At 70.5% G+C, this 19,418-nt stretch carries 20 protein-coding genes and 2 pseudogenes; 7 read left to right on the top strand and 15 right to left on the bottom strand.

Features of this window, described 5'->3' with window-relative positions; all coding sequences use genetic code 11:
* Window positions 1–8 precede the first annotated feature (8 nt).
* The 5 genes and pseudogenes from OG390_RS05585 to OG390_RS05565 all read right to left on the bottom strand — a co-directional run.
* Entirely contained in the window at window positions 9–284 is a 276-nt protein-coding gene (locus OG390_RS05585) for a hypothetical protein (RefSeq protein ID WP_406165461.1), read from the bottom strand.
* Window positions 285–418: 134 nt separating this feature from the next.
* Window positions 419–1,636 (bottom strand): RHS repeat-associated core domain-containing protein, encoded by a 1,218-nt coding sequence (locus OG390_RS05580; RefSeq protein ID WP_406165459.1) that lies wholly within the window; start codon window positions 1,634–1,636, stop codon window positions 419–421.
* Between the two features lie 568 nt (window positions 1,637–2,204).
* Window positions 2,205–2,606 (bottom strand): nuclear transport factor 2 family protein, encoded by a 402-nt coding sequence (locus tag OG390_RS05575; RefSeq protein ID WP_406165457.1) that lies wholly within the window; start codon window positions 2,604–2,606, stop codon window positions 2,205–2,207.
* 8 nt (window positions 2,607–2,614) lie between these two features.
* A complete protein-coding gene (locus OG390_RS05570) occupies window positions 2,615–3,580 on the bottom strand; it encodes an acetylxylan esterase (RefSeq protein ID WP_406165455.1) in 966 nt (321 codons plus the stop codon).
* A gap of 112 nt (window positions 3,581–3,692) precedes the next feature.
* Window positions 3,693–3,956, bottom strand: a pseudogene (locus OG390_RS05565) (response regulator transcription factor); the annotation flags it as partial.
* A gap of 445 nt (window positions 3,957–4,401) precedes the next feature.
* Between OG390_RS05565 and OG390_RS05560 the strand changes: the two are divergent.
* Window positions 4,402–5,295: a universal stress protein gene (locus OG390_RS05560; protein ID WP_406165453.1), complete on the top strand. Its 894-nt coding sequence runs from the start codon at window positions 4,402–4,404 to the stop codon at window positions 5,293–5,295.
* A gap of 21 nt (window positions 5,296–5,316) precedes the next feature.
* On the opposite strand, the gene OG390_RS05555 is transcribed toward OG390_RS05560, so the two are convergent.
* Window positions 5,317–6,072 (bottom strand): ferredoxin reductase, encoded by a 756-nt coding sequence (locus OG390_RS05555; RefSeq protein ID WP_406165451.1) that lies wholly within the window; start codon window positions 6,070–6,072, stop codon window positions 5,317–5,319.
* Between the two features lie 16 nt (window positions 6,073–6,088).
* The gene (locus tag OG390_RS05550) at window positions 6,089–6,694 is read right to left on the bottom strand and encodes a sulfite oxidase-like oxidoreductase (RefSeq protein WP_406165449.1); all 606 of its coding nucleotides are present in this window, start codon (window positions 6,692–6,694) and stop codon (window positions 6,089–6,091) included.
* A 260-nt stretch (window positions 6,695–6,954) separates the two neighbouring features.
* Between OG390_RS05550 and OG390_RS05545 the strand changes: the two genes are divergently transcribed.
* A complete protein-coding gene (locus OG390_RS05545) occupies window positions 6,955–7,875 on the top strand; it encodes an NADP-dependent oxidoreductase (RefSeq protein ID WP_406165447.1) in 921 nt (306 codons plus the stop codon).
* Window positions 7,876–7,891: 16 nt separating this feature from the next.
* On the opposite strand, the pseudogene OG390_RS05540 reads toward OG390_RS05545, so the two are convergent.
* Together OG390_RS05540 and OG390_RS05535 are read right to left on the bottom strand one after the other, a co-directional pair.
* Window positions 7,892–8,032 (bottom strand): annotated as a pseudogene (locus OG390_RS05540) (GNAT family N-acetyltransferase); the annotation flags it as partial.
* 160 nt (window positions 8,033–8,192) lie between these two features.
* A complete protein-coding gene (locus OG390_RS05535) occupies window positions 8,193–8,675 on the bottom strand; it encodes a MarR family winged helix-turn-helix transcriptional regulator (protein WP_406177510.1) in 483 nt (160 codons plus the stop codon).
* 174 nt (window positions 8,676–8,849) lie between these two features.
* Here OG390_RS05535 and OG390_RS05530 point away from each other — a divergent pair, with 174 nt between their 5' ends.
* The 5 genes from OG390_RS05530 (at window position 8,850) to OG390_RS05510 (ending at window position 13,934) form a co-directional block, all read left to right on the top strand.
* Window positions 8,850–9,884, top strand: a complete 1,035-nt coding sequence (locus tag OG390_RS05530) for a hypothetical protein (protein ID WP_406177508.1) — start codon at window positions 8,850–8,852, stop codon at window positions 9,882–9,884.
* A gap of 176 nt (window positions 9,885–10,060) precedes the next feature.
* Entirely contained in the window at window positions 10,061–10,834 is a 774-nt protein-coding gene (locus OG390_RS05525; protein WP_406165445.1) for a putative protein N(5)-glutamine methyltransferase, read from the top strand.
* Between the two features lie 65 nt (window positions 10,835–10,899).
* Window positions 10,900–11,226, top strand: a complete 327-nt coding sequence (locus OG390_RS05520; RefSeq protein WP_406165443.1) for a hypothetical protein — start codon at window positions 10,900–10,902, stop codon at window positions 11,224–11,226.
* Between the two features lie 52 nt (window positions 11,227–11,278).
* On the top strand, window positions 11,279–13,294 hold the full coding sequence (locus OG390_RS05515) for an FAD-dependent oxidoreductase (protein ID WP_406165441.1): 2,016 nt from the start codon (window positions 11,279–11,281) through the stop codon (window positions 13,292–13,294).
* An 88-nt stretch (window positions 13,295–13,382) separates the two neighbouring features.
* Entirely contained in the window at window positions 13,383–13,934 is a 552-nt protein-coding gene (locus OG390_RS05510) for a PadR family transcriptional regulator (RefSeq protein WP_399089600.1), read from the top strand.
* Between the two features lie 73 nt (window positions 13,935–14,007).
* Here the strand turns inward: OG390_RS05510 and OG390_RS05505 are convergent, their stop codons facing one another.
* From OG390_RS05505 to dhaK, 6 genes are all read right to left on the bottom strand, one after another.
* Window positions 14,008–14,565: a hypothetical protein gene (locus OG390_RS05505; protein ID WP_406165440.1), complete on the bottom strand. Its 558-nt coding sequence runs from the start codon at window positions 14,563–14,565 to the stop codon at window positions 14,008–14,010.
* 189 nt (window positions 14,566–14,754) lie between these two features.
* On the bottom strand, window positions 14,755–15,684 hold the full coding sequence (locus OG390_RS05500; RefSeq protein WP_406165438.1) for a LysR family transcriptional regulator: 930 nt from the start codon (window positions 15,682–15,684) through the stop codon (window positions 14,755–14,757).
* A 21-nt stretch (window positions 15,685–15,705) separates the two neighbouring features.
* Window positions 15,706–16,695: a fibronectin type III domain-containing protein gene (locus OG390_RS05495; RefSeq protein ID WP_406165436.1), complete on the bottom strand. Its 990-nt coding sequence runs from the start codon at window positions 16,693–16,695 to the stop codon at window positions 15,706–15,708.
* Between the two features lie 478 nt (window positions 16,696–17,173).
* Complete coding sequence (locus OG390_RS05490) at window positions 17,174–17,590, bottom strand: PTS-dependent dihydroxyacetone kinase phosphotransferase subunit DhaM (protein ID WP_406165434.1); 417 nt, start codon at window positions 17,588–17,590, stop codon at window positions 17,174–17,176.
* The gene (dhaL, locus tag OG390_RS05485) at window positions 17,583–18,182 is read right to left on the bottom strand and encodes a dihydroxyacetone kinase subunit DhaL (protein WP_406165432.1); all 600 of its coding nucleotides are present in this window, start codon (window positions 18,180–18,182) and stop codon (window positions 17,583–17,585) included. The genes OG390_RS05490 and dhaL overlap by 8 nt, the downstream gene beginning before the upstream one ends.
* A gap of 175 nt (window positions 18,183–18,357) precedes the next feature.
* Complete coding sequence (gene dhaK, locus OG390_RS05480; RefSeq protein WP_406165430.1) at window positions 18,358–19,350, bottom strand: dihydroxyacetone kinase subunit DhaK; 993 nt, start codon at window positions 19,348–19,350, stop codon at window positions 18,358–18,360.
* Window positions 19,351–19,418: the final 68 nt, after the last annotated feature.

Genomic DNA, 19,418 nt, shown 5'->3' with positions numbered 1-19,418 from the left:
ATCCTCCTTCAGTCGACGAGCGTCAGCTCCACGCCGTATCGCTCCTTCACATCTGTCACGAAATCTGTGCGCCCTACCGCCGGGAGCGACCGCCGCCACCACCGATGCTCTTCAGGCCGAATGAGCGGACCGCGGATCAGGAGAACCTTGAACCCTTCATCGATGCTCGCGAGCTCGTTAGCGAACCACGAATACTCGGGGAGTGACTGCACTGATGGGTCGTCTGAGACCCGCTGGAGCAGGTCACGGACAGATAGATCGTTTAAGTACTCCGACACGTCCATGTCGTAACCGTGTGCACATTCATCCACCATTTCTTCCCAGCTGCGCAAAGCCTCGCCAGGAAGCAGTATGACAGTCCACCCCGCTTCCCTCGCGATTCTCCGCAAGTGGTCCGCCAGGGTACCTTCGTGCGCAGTCACTTGAACTGCTCCCAGAAGTACTGCATTGGGTCACTATGCGGGCGAAAGAAGGTTGAAATGGTCCCAGACGAGTTCATGTAACCAAAGTATCCCGTACTCGGGTCCACCCGGAAGAACGATCCCGGCGAAGTGCCGGGCAAGGTGATTGATCCGCGAGGGCCACTTCCCGACATGAAGGAACGGGCCGCATTCCTGTACTTATCGAATCCCCCTACGCCGCGGAATTCCGGCATGTTCGCTGGCTGCTTAGACGGGCCAGAGACCTTACCCTTGCCATTGATCCTCACGCCGAGGACATGATCACTGTAGTGCCTCACTGCCGAAAGGCGCGAGTTGAAGTCGGGCAGTATTGCAATTTCCTGCGACCCAGTAAGCGCAGCCCCAGGATTGACGAAACGGTTGCCAGTCAGCGTCTTCGTGCTACCAGTCGTGCCCGCCGGAACCCTTGGGCCGGGCAGGAAGAGCAGCCCGAACTGCCCCACTGCGCCGAGGCACTGGAACGTGCCATTAACAGCGTCTCCTTGCTGGAAGGAATCGACACCGCGCCGCGCAGCGCCCATGCCTGTGAACTCGTCGACGCAGCCGGTCCATCCCCATCGGCCGTTGGCCTTCGCATAGTCGGATCCGGAAGTGCAGGTGTCGACGATGGAGTTGCCAATCCACTTCATCGCAGGTTCGAAGGGGATGAGCTCGGTTCCAGGGATTTCCGACGTCCAGCAGCTTCCATCGCCGCTCCCTGGGATCCACCAGCAGGTGCCTGCGGGGTCGTACCGGTGGGTGGGCCCGTTGCCGACGTAGGCGTAGGGCGATTCTGCCGGGGTGTCCTGGCCTGCCGTGTAGGAGTCGCGGCTGGTGAAGCGGCCGGTGTCGGGCGCGTAGTTGCGAGCGCGGAGGTAGTAGCCCGCAGCGCTGGTGGTGGGCTCCTTGTACTCGCCCGTGTAGGTGAAGCGGTTCGTGGGCGGGCTGGTGGCGACGTCGGTCTGCGTGCCTTCGCCGAAGGCTGTGTAGCTGTAACTCCTCTGCAGGGCGCCGTTGGTGTCGGTGATGTCGGTTACGGAGCCGAGCAGGTCGTGGTGGTGGTAGAAGGCTCCGGCGCTGGTGGCCTCGCCCTGGATCTGGTCGACCGGATTGTACTGATAGTCGGCGATGAGGCTGCCGCTGCTGCCGTTCTCGGTGACCAGGAGAGGCAGCTGGTTGTTGAGGTCCCAGGTCATAGTGCGCAGCGCCGAGCCGTTCTCAAGGACACGATCGGCTTCTTCTAACTACCCAGTCCACAGGTCTTGACGATTACTCCATCCCCTGCAACCTCCCACGCGATCGGGAGCGGGGACGACGGACCCGGCGGCGCGGCCGGTCACGACCACTTCGGCCGCAAAAGGGGCGCGGCTCCTCGGATACCCCGGGGGCTCCCCTCCCGAGAGAGGGGCCGCGCTTCACAACCCCATACCGAGACCGGGTCACCCCATCAGCCCTGGAAAGCGAAGGGTGGCCCGGCAGGGGACGCGACGGTCCCCGGTGCCTGATGGTACCGGGGCCGCCGTGCTGCATTTCTGCCCTGGGACAAGGAAGTTGACGATCCATTACCTAGATCAGGGCAGAGGTTGGCAAGGTGACTGGCGCGGGTGAGGACTGGCTGAGCGACGGGCTCGACGTTGCGGGCGCGAGGGCCAGACTCCCCTGATGTAGCGTCAGAGGAGATCTCGCCCTCGGTCTCTTCGGTGGACAGTCGGGCCAAGCCAGCCCAGTTCTGTCCCTCCAGATTCTCCCAGTGCGCTCGCTGTACTAAGTCATCTCCCATCGGAGAGAGGCTACGTACGCCGGGGTGCTGTGCCAGTAGTCGCGCGTCTCCACGGCCAGGCCCGCCGCGTCGAAGCGTACGAAGACGCAGCCCGCCGGCGACGACGGCTGACCGTCCTCCTCCGCCAGGACGCGGAATTCGGCGACGGCCAGACCGTCCTGCCCGACGATCGGTTCGGAGAATCGAACGTCGGTCGTCTGCTCGGCCGTGAAGGACCACCGTACATACGCAGCGAGTTCGCTCCGGCCCCGGTGCGGCTCACGGAACGGCATGGAGCGGTGAACGCAGTCGGTGGCGTACAACTCCAGGATCGCGTCGACGTCGTGGGCCGCCCAGGCCCGTTCCCACACCCTGACGAAGCGCCGCGCCGCCTGAGCCGTGTCCATCGCGGGCCTCAGAGGTGGTCGGGCAGCCAGCGCAACTGGGCCGCCTCCTGGTAGGGGCCGCCGCCCTCGTGGTCGTTGAAGTCGTACACCTCGATGTTCTTGTCGTCGTGCGCCCACGCGTTGAACGCCGCGAAGACCGTTGACGGTGGGCAGGTCTGGTCCTCCAGGGCGACCGAGAACAGGGCGGGTGCCCGGCCGCGCGCGGCGAAGTGCACTCCGTCGAAGTAGGAGAGCGTGCGCAGCGCCTGGTCGGTGCGGCCGCGGTGGGTCTTGAGGTAGTTGCCGATCTCGCGGTAGGGGTTGCGGTCCGTGATCACCGTGGCGCGCGGGAAATCGCACAGGAATGGCACATCGGGCACGATCGCGGCCAGGTCCGGCACCAGACCGCCCACCGCGAGGGTGATACCGCCGCCCTGGCTGCCGCCGAGGGCCGCCATGCGCGCCGCGTCGACCAGCGGATGCGAGCGGGCGGCCTCCACGGCGCGTACCGCGTCGGTGAACAGCCGCCGGTAGTAGTAGCCCTCGGGGTCCTCGATCCCGCGCGTCATGAAACCGGGGTACGCGGGCGCGCTGCCCACCGGGTCCGGGGTCTCGCCGCCGCCCCAGGCACTGCCCTGGCCGCGCGTGTCCATCACGAAATGCGCGAAGCCCGCCGAGGCCCACAGCAGATGCGTGTGCGCAAGGCCGCGTCCGCCGCCGTACCCGACGAACTCGACGACGGTGGGCAGGGGCCCGTTCGACCAGGCCGGGACGGTCAGCCAGCCCTTGACCGGGTGCCCCCCGAAACCGGCGAAGGTGACGTCGTACACCTTGACGGTCTTCAGGGGGGTCTCGAACGCCTCGAAGCGCGCGGCGAGGTCGTGCTCACGGGACTCCTGGAGCGTCTTGGCCCAGAAGGCGTCGAAGTCCTCCGGCTCGGCGGACGCGCTGTGATAGTCGCGGAGCTCGTCGAGGGGGAGGTCGAACAAGGCCATGAAGGACCACCTTTGACATCAGAGGTGCGGATGATCACACCGTACGTGTGCCGCCGGAGGTCGCCAAGCCTTGCCTCCCACCGGTGTCCGAGTGGCCCCCGCGGTGCGGGCGCGCCAACCCCGGCATCCGCGACCGCAGTTCACGGCAGACGGTGATCCCGTCGCTGTCCGGGAGCCGGACGTCGAGGATCGCCACGTCCGGCCGCAGTGCCGGTCCACGGACCAGCGCCGGCGCGCTTGTTCCGGCCTCCCCGACGACCTCCATGTCCGGCTCGGCGTCGATGAGGTCGTGCAGTCCCCGGCGGACCACCTCGTGGTCGTCGAGGAGGAACACCCGGACGGGTGGCGAAGGCGGCGCGTGCTGCGGTTCGTCCATGTCCACTGCTCCCCGGACGCTGCGGCCCCGGAGGCTGGGGCCCACGATCGATCGTCGCGTACTGCGGCATACGTCGACAGGGCCGAACGGTCCCTTCACAGGGGGTGTGTCGCTGCCCCAGGGGGGAGTGCGCCGCACGCGTCACGCCGTTCGTCGCGTCCACTGCGGTTCGGCTCGCGCGCCGACGACGTCGGAGCGGCACCTCCTCGTGGGCCTGTGCCGGGCGGCCCGTCCGCCCCTGCGTCGCGGGCCGAACGGCCCCCGGGGAGAGGCCGGTTCGCCTCTCCCGACGGACCGCGCACGGCTGCCGGCGTTCACAGGGGACCCCGCGCCGATTGCGGCGCCGTGCGACTGAATCGCGCCCGCTGTGGAACTTGCCCACCACTCCGCCGGCGAACGGCAGCCCTGGACCGGCTGACCGCCGAACTCCCGGAAGGCAGGAGCCATGACCATCGGCACCCGCACCATCACCGTAGGCATCGACGGCTCGCGCGCCAGTCTGGACGCCGCCGACTGGGCCGCCCGCGAGGCCGGGCGCCGCCGTCTCCCCCTGCGCCTGCTGCACGCGGGGCCGGAACCCGTCGTGCCCGCGCGGATCCCGGACGTCGACGTCCCGGCCGGGCGTACCCGCTCCGCACTCGACCGCGCGGCGATCCAACTGTCGTACGCCCACCCGGCGTTGGACATCATCGCCCGTACCACCGACACCCCCGCCGTCCCGGCGCTGCTCGCGGAGGCGGCGGAGGCCGAGACCCTGGTCCTCGGCTCACGCGGCTTCACCGGGTTCGCCGGGTTCCTGATCGGTTCGGTGGCCCTGGGCGTCGCGGCCCGCGCCGAACGCCCGGTCGTCGTGGTGCGCGCGGGCGAAATCCCCGAGGACGAACGGATGCCCGCCGTCGACGGCACGTCACCGAGCGCCGCCCCGTACCTTCCGGTGGTCCTCGGCCTCGACCTGGACCATCCGGCGGACGACCTCATCCGCTACGCCTTCGACACGGCCGCGTTCCGCTCGGCGCCGCTGCATGTGGTGCACACCTGGACCCTGCCGCCGCTGCGCGGCTATGCGCCCGTGGTGCCCCTGCCCAGCGACACGGCCGAGCGGGAGGACGGCAGGTGGCACGTGCTGGCCAGCACCTTGCAGCCGTGGCGCCACAAGTTCCCCGAGACACCCGTCTGCGAGCAGGTCGTCTACGGTCACCCCGGACACCATCTGCTGAAAGCGTCCACCCTGGCCGGCCTGCTCGTCATCGGGCGCCGTTCGGGCGGGGGCCTGGGCCGTGCCGCGCACTCACTCATCCACCACGCCACGTGTCCCGTGGCGGTCGTGCCGCACAACTGACGGCGTGACCCGGCAAACTTTTCAGCCGAACCGCTCGATACGAATCCGGTCCACGGGCTGACCTGCTTCCACCAGCAACCGCGAGGCGTGCTCCGCGAACCCGTTGGAGCCGCACACATAGGCCTCCCACCCACCGGGAGGCTGATCGGCCAGGAGCGGCTCCACATGGGCGGCCGTCATACGCCGCACCGGCACACCGTCCAGCGCGCGGCGCGTGAACACGGGCGTGGTCTCCGCTCCGTACTCCCGAGCGTAGATGAGCTCTCCGGGGCTGCGCGCCGAGACGAGCAGCCGCAGCGGGACGTCCAGGGCCCGCGCGCGGCGGTGGCGCAGCATCGACATCAGCGGTACGACACCGGAGCCGGCGCCGATGAGCAGCGCGGGCCGGTCGCCGGGCCAGGCGAAGAAGCCGCTGAGCGGGCCGCGCACCTCGACCGAGTCGCCGGGCTCGGCGACGGTGTGGAACCAGCCGGAGACCTCACCGCCCTCGACATGATCGAGCGTCAGCTCGATGTGCCCGGTGTCGTCGGGCGGCGACGCGATGGAGTAATGGCGTTGCGCCACATACCCGTCCTCGGCGGTCAGCCGCAGCATCAGATGCTGCCCGGGCAGATGCCCCATCCACCGCGGAACCGCGAAGCGGAAGGTGGCGGCGTGCGGTGTCTCCTGGCGGATCTCGGTGAGCGTGGCCGTCTGCCAAGTGGCCGCTGCACGATCGCTCACGGCGATCCGCCCGGGCACGGCGAAGGCCGTCGGAGGTATGAAGGTCTCGGTCATCGGGGATACGGCCGTCTCAGTCACCGGAGTAGCGCTGCTCTTCCCAGGGGTTGCCGCGTGCGTGATAGCCGTTCTGCTCCCAGAAGCCCGGCTCGTCATGGTCGAGGATCCTCAGGCCCGCGATCCACTTGGCGCTCTTCCAGAAGTACAGATGCGGCACGATCAGCCGCACCGGGCCGCCGTGCTCGGCCGGCAGCGGCTTCCCGTCGTACTCCCACACGATCCAGGCGCGGCCGCCGGTGAGGTCGGCCAGCGGAAGGTTCGTGGTGTACCCGGTGTGCGAGTACGCCACCGCGTGGGTGGCGGTCGCGTCCGGATGTACGACGTCGAGGAACGCGTCCAGGGACACACCCCCGAAGCGCACCCCGAACTTCGACCAGCTCGTCACGCAGTGGATGTCACCCTCGTACGCCGAGGCGGGCAGCGCGTGCGCCTGCTCCCAGTCCCAGGTACGCGGCTCGGCCACCAGACCGTCGATCCGGAAGGTCCAGTCGCCGGGCGTCAGGTCGGGTGTGACCTCGGCGGACAGGACCGGCCAGTCCTCGCCCGCGTCGTACTGCCCCGGAGGCAGTCCGGTGTTGTGGGCGCGCGGACGCCCGGTGAAGCCTCGCGTGACATTCATACGGGTGGTGCCTCCAGGCCGTCCGGGACGGCGGCCCGCGGATCGAGCGTGACCATTGCTTACGCGTTCAACCGTACGGGGTGGTGCACCGTGCTCCGGGCCAGGGCCCCGATCATTGCGGACGTATGAACTCTCCCGAAGCCGGGGAATAGCCTCGCCGCGATCTTCCTTGCCGCTAGAGCCAGTCCGGTGGTCCGTACAACTACAACCGGTGACAGTGGCCCCGTGACTGGTGACAGCGAAGGAGAGTGAGGGAGCAGATGCCCAAGGCGTACGTCTTCACGCGGTACGGCGGCCCGGAGACCGAGGCCCTGGTGGAGCAGGACCGGCCGAGCCCGGGCCCCGGCCAGATCCTCGTCGCGGTGCGCGCGGCCGGTGTGAACCCGGTCGACTGGAAGCAGCGGACGGGGTACCGCCGCCCGGGCGTCCCGGAGCCGGAGCTGCCCGTGGTGTTCGGCAACGAGGTCGCCGGGGTCGTCGAGGAGGTCGGCGCCGATGTGGCCGGCTTCGGCCCGGGAGACGAGGTCTTCGGCAACCCGGTGGCCGGCGGATACGCCCGGTACACGCTCCTTCCCGTCGCCGTCACCGCGCACAAGCCCGCCCAGTTGTCGTTCACGGACGCCGCGGCCCTGCCCGTCGCGGCGGCGACCGCGTACGACGGAATCCGCCAGCTGGACCTTCCGTCCGGCGCGACCGTGCTGATCACCGGCGCGGGCGGCGGGGTCGGGGTCGCCGCCGCACAGATCGCGCGCGCCTTCGGGCTGCGCGTCGTCGGGGTCGCGAGCGACGCCAAGAAGGACTTCGTCGAGTCGATCGGAGCCGTGCACGTCCCGTCGGGGGCCGGCCTCGCGGAGCGGGTGCGCGCGGCGGCGCCGGACGGCGTGGACGCCGTGTTCGACCTCGTCGGGGGCGAGGTGCTGGAAGCCGCGGCCACGCTGCTGGCCGACCGTACGAAGCTGATCACGGGTGCCGACCGGGAGACGGTCGCCCGGCTCGGCGGTGTACCCGTCGCACGGGCCCGGACCGCCGCCGTGCTCGATGAGGTGGCGCAGCTCGTGGTCGACGGAAAGCTGCGGCCGTTCGTGACGCGGACGTTCCCGCTCGACCGGGCCGGTGAGGCACTGCGCACCGTCGAGGACGGTCACGCGCGCGGCAAGATCGTGATCGAGGTGTCCGCATGAGCGCGCACTCGCCGGGGGGGCCGGGTCTGGTCCGCTCGACCAGGTCGAGCATCTCGGGCACGTCGGCGGGGCCGAGCCGCACGGCCTCGGCGTCCGGCGCCGTGGCGAGCCCGTCGTCGACCAGTTGGACGCCCTCCACGCTGAAGGTCACCTCCCACTGCGCCGCACCACTCGTTTCATGGCGGCGCGTGTGCCGGAGCGGCTGGGGGACGAGCGGGTCGTCGGAGCCCGATGACGACTGGACCGGGCGAACGAATGACGACGAGGACCCGGCGACCTGACGACGAGGACCCGGAGACCGCGGGCGGGAGAGCTCCTCAGCTCGCGGCTCCCTTTCTGACGGGCGGTTCGTACCCCGTGTTGTAGTGCACGAGATACGCGGCGAACCGTTCCAGATCGTCTTCCGCCCAGCCCGAGAGCCGCTCCCGGAACGCGCCCCGGCGGCTCTCGGTGACCTGGGCGAGAATCCGGCTGCCCGCCTCCGTCAGATGCAGTACCTGCACCCGGTGGTCCTCGGGGTCCAGCCGGCGCTCGATGAGCCCGGCCCGCTCCAGCGCGGCCACCTGACGGCTCACGGTGGACTTGTCGAGCGCGTAGTGCGAGGCCAGGTCGGTGGCACGGCAGCCGCCGCTCTCCTCCAGATGACCGAGCAGCGTGTACGAGACCAGGGACAGTTCGGGGTGCATGCGCCCCGCCAAGGACCGGGCCCGCCGGGCGAAGATGGTCATCTCGCGCTGGATGGTCTCGACAGCCGTCTCGGCGGCCGACGCTGCGGACACCGGCCCGTCGGCCGTCGGCATACCAGCCGTGTCCGCGAGCGTGCCGGCCGTGTCCGTCGGCGCGCTGCTGGTGACAACCGTCTCATCGGACTCTTCGGGTGCCTTCACGGGACCTTCCTCCACTCTTCTGGTTGTATAGTACAACTTGATAGAGGGTTGTATTTGCCAACCAATGGAGGACCCGTGGTCACCGGCCTGCGTTCCCCGGCCCTGCGCCATGTGCTCACGCACCTGGTCACGCCCCTGCTGATGTGTCTCGGCATGGGGCTGGCCTACATGGGCGCGTTCGTGACGCCGGAGCCGCATCACCTGCCCGTCGCCGTCGTCGGCGCCGGCCCCAAGGCGAAGGTGTTCGCCCAGACGGTCAAGGACAAGGCGGGGGACAAGCTCGACGTCCGCACCGTCCCGGACCGCAGCGAGGCGGTGGACCTGCTCAAGTCCCGCGATATCACCGGTGCTTACGTGCCGAGCGCTAAGTCGCCTGAACTGGTCGTCGCCACCGCCGCGTCCGACATGGGCGCCATGGCGGTCGAGAAGGTCTTCACGCCGGTCGCCGCCCAGCGGGGCGAGGTACTGAAGGTCACCGACGTCGCCCCGCCGGTCGACGACGACCCCACGGGCCAGGGCCTGTTCTTCCTGCTGATCGCGGTGAGCATCGGCGCCTACGCGTCCGTCGCCGCGCTCGGTGCCGCGGGCGCGGGGCTGCCCCTGCGGATACGCGCGCTGCTGGCCGTCGGGGTGTCCGGCGTCGTGAGCGTCATCGGCGCGGCGCTCGCCGGACCCGTCTTCCACCTCGCCCACCACGACCTCGCGACCGTGTGGGCGATGAGCTGGCTCTACTCCGCGGGCATCCTTTTCATCGGCGTCGGGCTGCACACCTTTCTCAAGCGGTGGACCACGCTCGCCATGATGGTGCTCTTCGTGATGCTCAACTTCACCAGCTCCGGTGGCCTGTTCCGGCCGGAGCTCCAGAACGGCTTCTTCGGCACCCTGCACTCCTTCTGGAACGGCGCCGGATTCGTCGAGGGCATCCGTAGCCTCCTCTACTTCGACCGCGACGGTCTGTCCGGCAACGTGGGAACGCTGGTCGCCTGGCTGGTGGTCGGCCTGCTGGTCACCGCCGTCGCCGGCGCCGTCGAGCGGGCACGTGCCCGTGGCTCCGTGCGGGAAGAGGCCGTTCCCCAAGTGGAGGAAGCCGAGGAAGAGCCGGCGGAGTCGGTCGCCGTCTGACGGTGCCTGTAAGGTGGCTGTCCCGGCTGCGGACCGCCCCAGCCGAGGAGTTGTCGAGGGGGTGAGACCCATTACCGCTGTGTCAGGTCGGGTGCTCTCACCTCGAGGCAATGCGGCTCACCGCCTGTAGGTGAGCGCGAGAGCGCCCTTCGGCCCCTCGAAAGGCTCTCGCATTCATGGCCCCTCTTTCTGCTTCCGTTGTCGCCACGCTCCGTTCCGCAGGCTGCGTCTTCGCCGAGGACGAGGCGGAGTTGATCCTCTCCAGCGCCCGCACCGCCGACGAGGTCACCGCCATGGTGGACCGGCGCGTCGCGGGACTCCCCCTCGAACACGTCCTCGGCTGGGCCGAGTTCCACGGTCTGCGCATCGGCGTGGAACCGGGTGTCTTCGTGCCTCGCCGCCGCACCGAGTTCCTCGTCGACCAGGCCGTGGCGCTCGCGAAGAACGCGTCCGTCGTCGTGGACCTGTGCTGCGGCTCGGGCGCGGTGGGAGCAGCTCTGGCCGCGGCCCTCGGCGGGCCCGAACTGCACGCCGCCGACGTCGACCCTGCCGCGGTGCGCTGTGCCCGCCGCAACGTCGCGCCGTTCGGCGGACTCGTCCACGAGGGCGACCTCTTCGCCGCCCTGCCCGACACGCTGCACGGCCGCGTCGACGTCCTGGCCGCCAATGTGCCCTACGTCCCCACCGAAGAGGTCGGCCTGCTGCCCTCGGAGGCCCGCGACCATGAACCCCTGATCGCTCTGGACGGCGGCGCGGACGGGCTCGACCTCGTGCGCCGGGTCGCCGCCGAGGCGTCCCGGTGGCTGGCCCCCGGTGGCTGTCTCCTCGTCGAGACGAGCGAACACCAGGCACCCCTGGCCGTCGAGACCTTCGCCCGCAGCGGTCTGATCACGCGGCTGGAGGTCTCGCGGGAGATGTACGCCAACGTCGTGATCGGCGTCCGGCCGTAGTCACGGGGGCCGGTGCCTCCGACGTGCCGTGTTCGGTAAGGGATCGCCGAGTTCCCCCGTCCGGCGTGCCACTCCGCGGCTGTCAGGGCTCCGAGGTCGGGCAGCCGCCCCGGACGGTCGGCGACGACGGGCGCCTTGGGCTCGTCGGGCGCCGAGAAGGCCGGCGACACAAGGACGAGCAGGCCAGCGAAGTGGCCGCCGGCCGCAATCCCCACGGCCGGCTGATCGTGGCGGAACGGGCCGCACTCGACGCCGCCCCCAACGTCACGATGGTCGCCGTCCCCGATGCGGGCCACCTGGTGATGGTCGACCGGCCCGCACCGGTCGGCGCACTCGGCGCCCGGCCGGCCCTCGGCCGAGTGACGCTCCTCATTGTGCAACTAGTTGCATAAAGCGCGGCCTGTCGTCTACAACAGACACACGACACCGCGCACGGAGGGCCCGATGAGCCGTTACCCGCACCTGCTGAACCCGCTCGACCTGGGCTTCACCACGCTGCCCAACCGCGTGCTCATGGGCTCCATGCACGTGGGCCTGGAGGAAGCCGAGCGCGGCTTCGAGCGGATGGCGGAGTTCTACGCCACCCGGGCGCGCGGCGGCGTCGGCCTCATCGTCACCGGCGGCATCGCGCCCAACGAGGCGGGACGGCCGTACGAGGGCGGCGCCAAGCTGACCACCGAGGCGGAGGCCGAGCAGCACGCCGGGATCACCGCCGCGGTGCACCGCGAGGGCGGCAAGATCGCGATGCAGATCCTGCACTTCGGGCGGTACGCCTACCACCAGGACCTGGTCGCCCCGAGCGCTCTGCAGGCACCGATCAGCCCCTTCCCGCCGCACGCGCTCAGCGACGCCGAGGTCGAGCAGACCATCGACGACTACGCGCGCGCCGCCCGCCTCGCCCGGCGGGCCGGGTACGACGGCGTGGAGATCATGGGCTCCGAGGGCTATCTGATCAACGAGTTCATCGCGGCCCAGACGAACCGGCGCGAGGACCGCTGGGGCGGCTCGTACGAGAACCGCATGCGCTTCCCCGTCGAGATCGTCCGGCGCGTACGCGAGGCGGTCGGCGAGGACTTCATCATCATCTACCGCCTGTCGATGCTCGACCTGGTGCCGGGCGGCTCCTCCCTCGACGAGGTCGTCACGCTCGCCAAGGCCGTCGAGGCCGCCGGTGCGACCATCATCAACACCGGCATCGGCTGGCACGAGGCCCGTATCCCCACCATCGCGACCTCGGTGCCGCGCGGCGCGTACGCCTGGGTGACCAAGAAGGTCATGGGCGCCGTCTCCGTCCCGCTCGTGACGACCAACCGCATCAACACCCCCGAACTGGCGGAGCAGTTGCTCGCGGACGGTTGCGCCGACATGGTGTCGCTGGCCCGCCCGATGCTCGCCGACCCCGACTTCGTCGCCAAGGCGGAAGCCGGTCGCCCCGAGGCCATCAACACCTGCATCGGCTGCAACCAGGCCTGTCTCGACCACACCTTCAGCGGCAAGATCACCTCCTGCCTGGTCAACCCGCGCGCCTGCCACGAGACCGAGCTCGTCCTCTCGCCGACCCGGCTGCGCAGGCGCGTTGCCGTCGTCGGCGCCGGTCCCGCCGGGCTCGCCTGTGCGGTCAACGCGGCCGAGCGCGGCCACGACGTCACCCTCTACGACGCCGCCCCCCAGATCGGCGGCCAGCTCAACGTCGCCCGCAAGGTCCCCGGCAAGCAGGAGTTCGACGAGACGATCCGCTACTTCCGTACGCAGCTCGAACTGCACGGCGTGGACGTCCGGTTGAACACCCTCGTCGCCGCGGACGGACTGGACGGCTACGACGAGGTCGTCGTCGCGACGGGCGTCAGCCCCCGCACCCCCGAGATTCCCGGCGTCGACCACCCCAGCGTCCTGGGCTACCTCGACGTGCTGCGCGACGGCGCTCCCGTCGGCGACCGCGTCGCGATCCTCGGCGCCGGCGGCATCGGCTTCGATGTCGCCGAGTTCCTGACCGACAGCGGCGACAAGGCGAGCGAGGACCCGGCGACGTACTTCCGCAACTGGGGCGTCGACATGGACTACCGGGCCCCGGGCGGTCTCGCCGCGCCGGAACGGCCCGCGCCCCCGCGCACCGTCCACCTTCTGCAGCGCAAGACCTCCAAGGTCGGCGCCGGACTGGGCAAGACCACCGGCTGGATCCACCGCACCGAGCTCAAGCACCGGGGCGTCACCATGGTCCCGGGCGTCCAGTACGACCGGATCGACGACGCCGGACTGCACGTCACCGTCGAGGGGCACAGCCAGGTCCTGGAGGTCGACACGATCGTGCTGTGCACCGGACAGGAGCCGCGCCGCGACCTGTACGAGGAGTTGCTCGCCGCGGGGCGCAGCGTGCACCTCATCGGCGGCGCGGACGTGGCCGCCGAGTTGGACGCCAAGCGTGCCATCAAGCAGGGCACGGAGCTGGCGGCGGCGTTCTAGGGACGGAGAGGCGGGAAGGCCGTGGCGGCGTCCGGCGGGCCGCGGCCGGGCGCCCGGTCCCCGGGGCGGCCCTCCCTAGGATGACCCCATGTCACTCCCGCACGCGATCCTCACCGCCCTGCTCGAGAAGCCGTCGTCGGGCCTCGAACTGACCCGGCGGTTCGACAAGTCGATCGGCTACTTCTGGTCGGCGACGCATCAGCAGATCTATCGCGAGCTGGGAAAACTGGAGGCCGAGGGCTACATTCGCGCCCTGCCGTCCGAGCAGCCGGCCCGGGGACAGAAGAAGAGCTATGAGGTCCTGCCCGCGGGCCGCGCCGAACTCGCCCGCTGGACCGCGGCCTCCCAGGATCCGAAGCCGCTGCGCGACACGATGCTGCTGCGGCTGCGCGCCTCGGCCGTCGTCGGCACCGCGGGCGTCGAGGCCGACCTGCGCCGTCATCTCGCTCTGCACCAGCGGCAGTTGGCGGAGTACGAGGAGATCCAGGAACGCGACTTCCCGCCGGACAAGGACACCCCACAGGACCGCCTGCGGCACCTCGTGCTGCGCGCCGGAATCGACCTGGAGACCTTCTGGACCCAGTGGCTGACCCACGCGCTTGAGGAGTTCGAGCGGCCGCCCGGGCCCGCGCCCAAGTAGTGGTCACCCGCACCGGCGGCCGTCCCTCCGACCGGAGTCGGGTGGACGGCTGCCGGTGTGACGGTCCCTTGAATCAGAGCCGGTTGGGCTTGGCCCGGCGGCGCAGGTACCAGGCCGCCGCCACGATGCCGGCGCCGACCAGTGCGCCGCCGCCCACCAGGGTGAGCGTGCCGTAGTCCCGGACGGCTCCGCCGAAACCGCCCATGACTCCGCGCGACGGCGAGGCCGTCGAGGAGATCGTGGGGGCTTTGGGGGTCTTGGGGGTCGTAGGGGACGAGACGATGATGGACTGGGTGCCCGCCGTCGTTCCGTTCGCGCAGACCACGATGACCGTATAGGTGCCGGGGCTCACGCCGGACCAGTTCGCGGACTGACTGCTGCTCGTCCCCGTCAACGACGCTTGGCGCCCTTGGGAGAAGTTCGCCTGTCCACTGGTGAGCAGGGCGGCGTTGCCGAAGCTGCTGCCGTTGCTCGGGCACGCACTGGTGGTGACCGAGACGTTGGTGCCGGTGGTGCTCACGGAGATTCCGGAACCGTACGCGACGGCCGACGGAGCGGCCAGGGTGAGCGGCAGCGCAGCGGCGGCGGCCACGGTCAGGCCGGAGCGGAGAAGTATCTGAGTAGTTCGCATTTGGACTGCCCTCCAGCGGCACGGTTGGCGGTACTTCCCATGCGCCGCCGAGGATTGGAAAGGCCCGTGCTGCCTCAGGGAGAGCCAATGCGCCACCGGCCCGGTCCGCACCCGGAGGGGGACCGGGCAGGTGATGAATTCCTTCGTCCGGCCGACTGTCGAGCGTTTGTCACGGCAGTGGACCGTCGGTCACCACGAGCGGCCCGCCTGCAGCAGTCGCTCCCGGACGAGTGCCACATGGGGGTTGTCCGAGGCGCCGGGCCGCTGGGTGAGATACCCGGTGTTGATCGGCGGATCCTCGGGCGACAGCAGGGGCACCAAGGCGCCGGAGGCCAGCTCGTCCAGGCACAGATACCGGGGGAGCACCGTGATCCCGGCGCCGGCGGCGACCGCCGCGAGGACGCCGCGCAGATCGGGCATCGTGATCGCGGCCTGCCCGGTCAGCCGTACGCCGAAGACATGCCGCCAGTAGCGGCGGGCGATGGGCAGATCCTCGGCGTACGTCACCAGGGGCGCCCCGTGCAGGGCGGCGGCCCCCTCGGCAGCCACTCGCTCCGGGCCGATGCGCTCGGCCCACGCCCGGGAGGCGACGAGCACGAACTCCTCGTCCATCAGCGGCACGGATGTCAGGGCGCGCCCGCGCGGCCGGGTCGTGGCGATCACCAGATCGAAGCGGCCGCCGCGCAGTCCCTCCAGGAGGTCGTCGGTCAGCCCGGTGCTGATCCGCAGCCGCACGCCCTGTTCCGTCAGCGGCGCAAGCGCGGGCAGCGCCTTCGCGCACAGCAGTTCGGCCGGACCCGCCACATGGACCGGGTCCGGCGGCTGGTCGGCGCCGAAGCCGCCGCGGTCCGCGACCGCCGCGAGCGCGTCGAGCGGCGCCGCGACCTGCGCGGCCAGCTCGTCCGCCACCGACGTCGCCACCACGCCCCGCGGCCCCCGCTCGAACAGCTCCCGGCCCAACTGCTCCTCCAGCGACCGCATCTGGGTCGTCACCGTCGGCTGGGAAAGGCTCAGCAGCCGCGCGGCCGCCGTGAAGGAGCCGGACCGGTGCACCGTGAGGAACGTGCGCAGCAGGGAGAGATCGAGGGGTGCGGCAGCATTGATTTCCCTATGGGACATGCGACCAACTCTAGGCCGTGGCTATGGCCGGCTTCCCGTAGCCACCGTGCGCTCCGCCGAGAATCCGCCCCATGTGCCGTCCGGCAGCTTCGCCCTGATCCGCACCCGGTGCCCGACCCCGGCATCCCGGCCCACGTAGAAGCTGTACGTGGACTTCCCGCGCGGCGGGCTGCCGCCCCACACGAGCGAGGTCACCGGACGCCCGTCGAGATGGATCTGGTACTCCGTGATCACTCCGTCCACCTCCGGTGCGTCCCACGACAGATCGAGGTAGTACGCCCCGGCCGCGCGGTGGGTCGTCGCGCGAAAGCCGGTCGGTGCCGTGCCCCGGCCGTCGTCCGACCCCGGCGCGGTGGTGAGCCGGACGGGGTCGCTCCTCGGCGAGAGGTTGTCCGCCGCGTCCCGCGCCCGCACGGTGAAGGAGTAGTGGGTGCCGGGCCGCAGCCCGGTGACCACCGTCGCCGTCTGCGCGCCGCCGACGCTGTGGATCTTCGAAGTGCCCTGATAGATGTCGTACGAGGCCACGCCGCGGTCGTCCGTCGACTTCTCCCAGGACAGCTGGGCCGCCCGGCTCCCGACCGCCTTGCCGTGCGGTCGGCCGGGGCGGGTGGGCGCCGTCTGATCGGCCGCGGCCGCCGCCGGGGTGGTGGCGCGCACCTGCTTGCTGGGCGGCCCGGAGTTCCCGGCGGCGTTCCGGGCCCGGACCGTGAAGACGTATGTGGTGGACGGTTGGAGTCGGGTGACGTCCACCATGTGCTCCGCGCCGAGCACTTCTTTGACCTTTGTGGTGCCGCGATACACCTCGTAGCGGGTGACCTCGGGATCCTCGGAAGCCAGGTTCCACATGACGTGCACGCTGGTCGCACTGCCCGCCGCGGCGGTGACGCCCATCGGCGCCGAGGGGAGTCGTTCGCCCTGGCCGTCCTGGTGCGCACCCCACCCGCAGGACGCCAGGAGGAGCAGTGACCCGCACATGAAGCCGCGGAGCAGAGCAAGGGGAACGCGTCGCACGGGCCTGCCTTCCCTCGACGGGATTGGTCTGTACCTATAAGACACGGCTGGCGCGGTCGCATCAAGAGGATGGGCGGCTGTTGGCCGGACCGTCGCGGGGGTACGTATGCTGATTCCTGACGTGACGTGAACTCGCCCTTGTCTCAGGGGAGTTCACGTCCACGGCGCGGACCGCTGTCGTCGCTGATCCCGCGCCGGCGAGAGCGGTCGAGTGGCCCGAGCCGACTACGGCTCGGGCCCTCGGCCGCACGGCGCCCGCCGGAGCGCCCGTGCACACCGTCCGCGCGGCTGTGTCCCCGTCTCGAAGGGGCACTACCGGCCCTGCGTACGGCGGTCGAGCACTATGCGTGGCGCACCGACGAGGAGGAACCCGACGCCGAGACGGCACAGGCCGAGCTGGTGGCGACCATTCGCTCGGCCCTCGCCGTCGCGGCCGAAGGACTTTCCTGATCAGGCCCGGGACCCGTGCTCGCGGGGCTCACGCCTTCCGGTACGTGTAGGCCTCCACGGCCGCCGCCTCGACGGCGGCGAGGTCCGCGCCCGCCGAAGCGGTGACGACCGCGGCCACCGCACCCTCGATGAAGGGCGCGTCCACCAGACGGGTGTTGTCGGGGAGTTCGCCGCCCTCGGCGAGCAGCGCCTTCACGGTGAGCACCGCACTGCCCAGGTCGGCGAGGACGGCGATTCCGACGCCACGGTCCGCGGACGCGGCCGCGGCGGCGATCAGCTCCGCGCTCGTGCCGAGACCGCCGTCCACGGTGCCGCCCGCCGGAGCGACCGGAGCGGTCGTGCCGCCGCCGGCGAGGCCCGTCGCCAGCTCGGCCACGGAGGCGGCGACGGCGGCACTGTGAGAGACCAGGACGATCCCCACGAGCTTGTCCGTGGAGTCACTCACCGGCCGCCTCCACGAGCGCCGCGATCAGGAGAGCCGAGGACGTGGCACCGGGATCCTGGTGCCCGATGCTGCGCGCGCCCAGATAGCTCGCCCGGCCCTTGCGGGCCTGCAGCGGGATCGTCGCGACAGCGCCCTCCTCGGCGGCGGCCTGCGCCGCGCCGAACGAGTCGGCGAGCGCGTCGACCGCGGGCACCAGCGCGTCGATCATGGTCTTGTCGCCGGGCGCGGCTCCGCCCAGCGCCATCACCGCGTCGATGCCCGTGCGCAGCGCGTCCGTGAACTGTTCCTCGGTGACCTCGGCGGTATCCCCGAGCGCCTTGCCGGTCCGGCGCAGCAGGGTGCCGTACAAGGGTCCCGACGCACCGCCGACCGTGGAGACCAGCTGCCGCCCGGCGAGCATCAGGACGGCGCCGGGCGTGTCCGGCGCCTCCTTCTCGAGCGTGGCCACCACGGCGGTGAAGCCGCGCTGCAGATTGCTGCCGTGGTCGGCGTCGCCGATCGGTGAGTCCAGGGCGGTGAGCCGTTCCGCCTCGCGATCCACGGACGCGGCGGTAGCCGTCATCCAACGGCGGAAGAAATCGGCGTCGAGCACGGAATCTCCTTGCGTGGTTGCCTGCTGCGAGCGGTCACTGTGTGGAGCGAGCGTGGGTGGCGGGGGGAGCGTTGACGGTAGGGAAGAGCGTTGAAGGCGGGGAGCAGCGTTGACTGGGCGTTACGAGCTTCGGCCGGTTGCCGATCGGCGGTGGCCGGCCGCCTGTTGACCGGGTTCACGCGCCCCAGCGCAGGCCCGGCGTCTTCACCGGAGCGTCCCACAGCCGCAGCAGCTCCTCGTCCACCTGGCACAACGTCACCGAGGCGCCGGCCATGTCCAGCGAGGTGACGTAGTTACCGACGAGCGTGCGCGCCACGGGGACTCCGCGCTCGCCCAGCACCCGCTGCACCTCCGCGTTGTAGCCGTACAGCTCCAGGAGCGGAGTCGCGCCCATGCCGTTGACCAGCAGCAGCACCGGGTTGCGCGGGTTCATGTCCTCCAGGATCGCGTGCACAGAGAAGTCGGCGATCTCGCTCGAGGTCATCATCGCCCGCCGCTCGCGGCCCGGCTCGCCATGGATACCGACGCCCAGTTCCAGCTCCCCGGGCGGCAGGTCGAAGGTCGGGCTGCCCTTGGCCGGAGTGGTGCAGGCACTGAGTGCGACGCCGAAACTCCGGGAGTTCTCGTTGACCTGCCGGGCCAGCGCCTGGACCCGCTCCAGCGGCACGCCCTCCTCGGCGGCGGCACCCGCGATCTTCTCCACGAACAACGTCGCGCCGGTGCCGCGCCGCCCCGCCGTGTAGAGGCTGTCGGTGACGGCCACGTCGTCATTGACCAGGACTTTCGCGATCTGGATGCCCTCGTCCTCGGCGAGTTCGGCCGCCATGTCGAAGTTGAGCACGTCGCCCGTGTAGTTCTTCACGATGAACAGCACGCCCGCACCGCTGTCCACGGCGGCCGCCGCACGCACCATCTGGTCCGGCACCGGAGAGGTGAACACCTCTCCGGGACAAGCCGCCGACAGCATTCCAGGACCCACGAATCCGCCGTGCAGCGGCTCATGCCCCGAGCCGCCGCCGGAGACGAGGCCCACCTTTCCGGCCAACGGGGCGTCCCGCCGTACGATCACCCGGTTCTCGACATCCACCGTCAGCTCCGGATGCGCCGCCGCCATACCCCGCAGCGCGTCCGCGACCACCGTCTCCGCCACGTTGATGAGCATCTTCATGGGAACCTCCTGGTGAGATTTTCAGCTTAGCCTCTGACCGGTATCTCTCCTGGTCAGCGCACGTACGG

This window comes from Streptomyces sp. NBC_00996 (genome assembly GCF_045162675.1).
Classification (GTDB): domain Bacteria; phylum Actinomycetota; class Actinomycetes; order Streptomycetales; family Streptomycetaceae; genus Streptomyces.
This window is presented reverse-complemented; position numbering and strand designations above follow the sequence as displayed.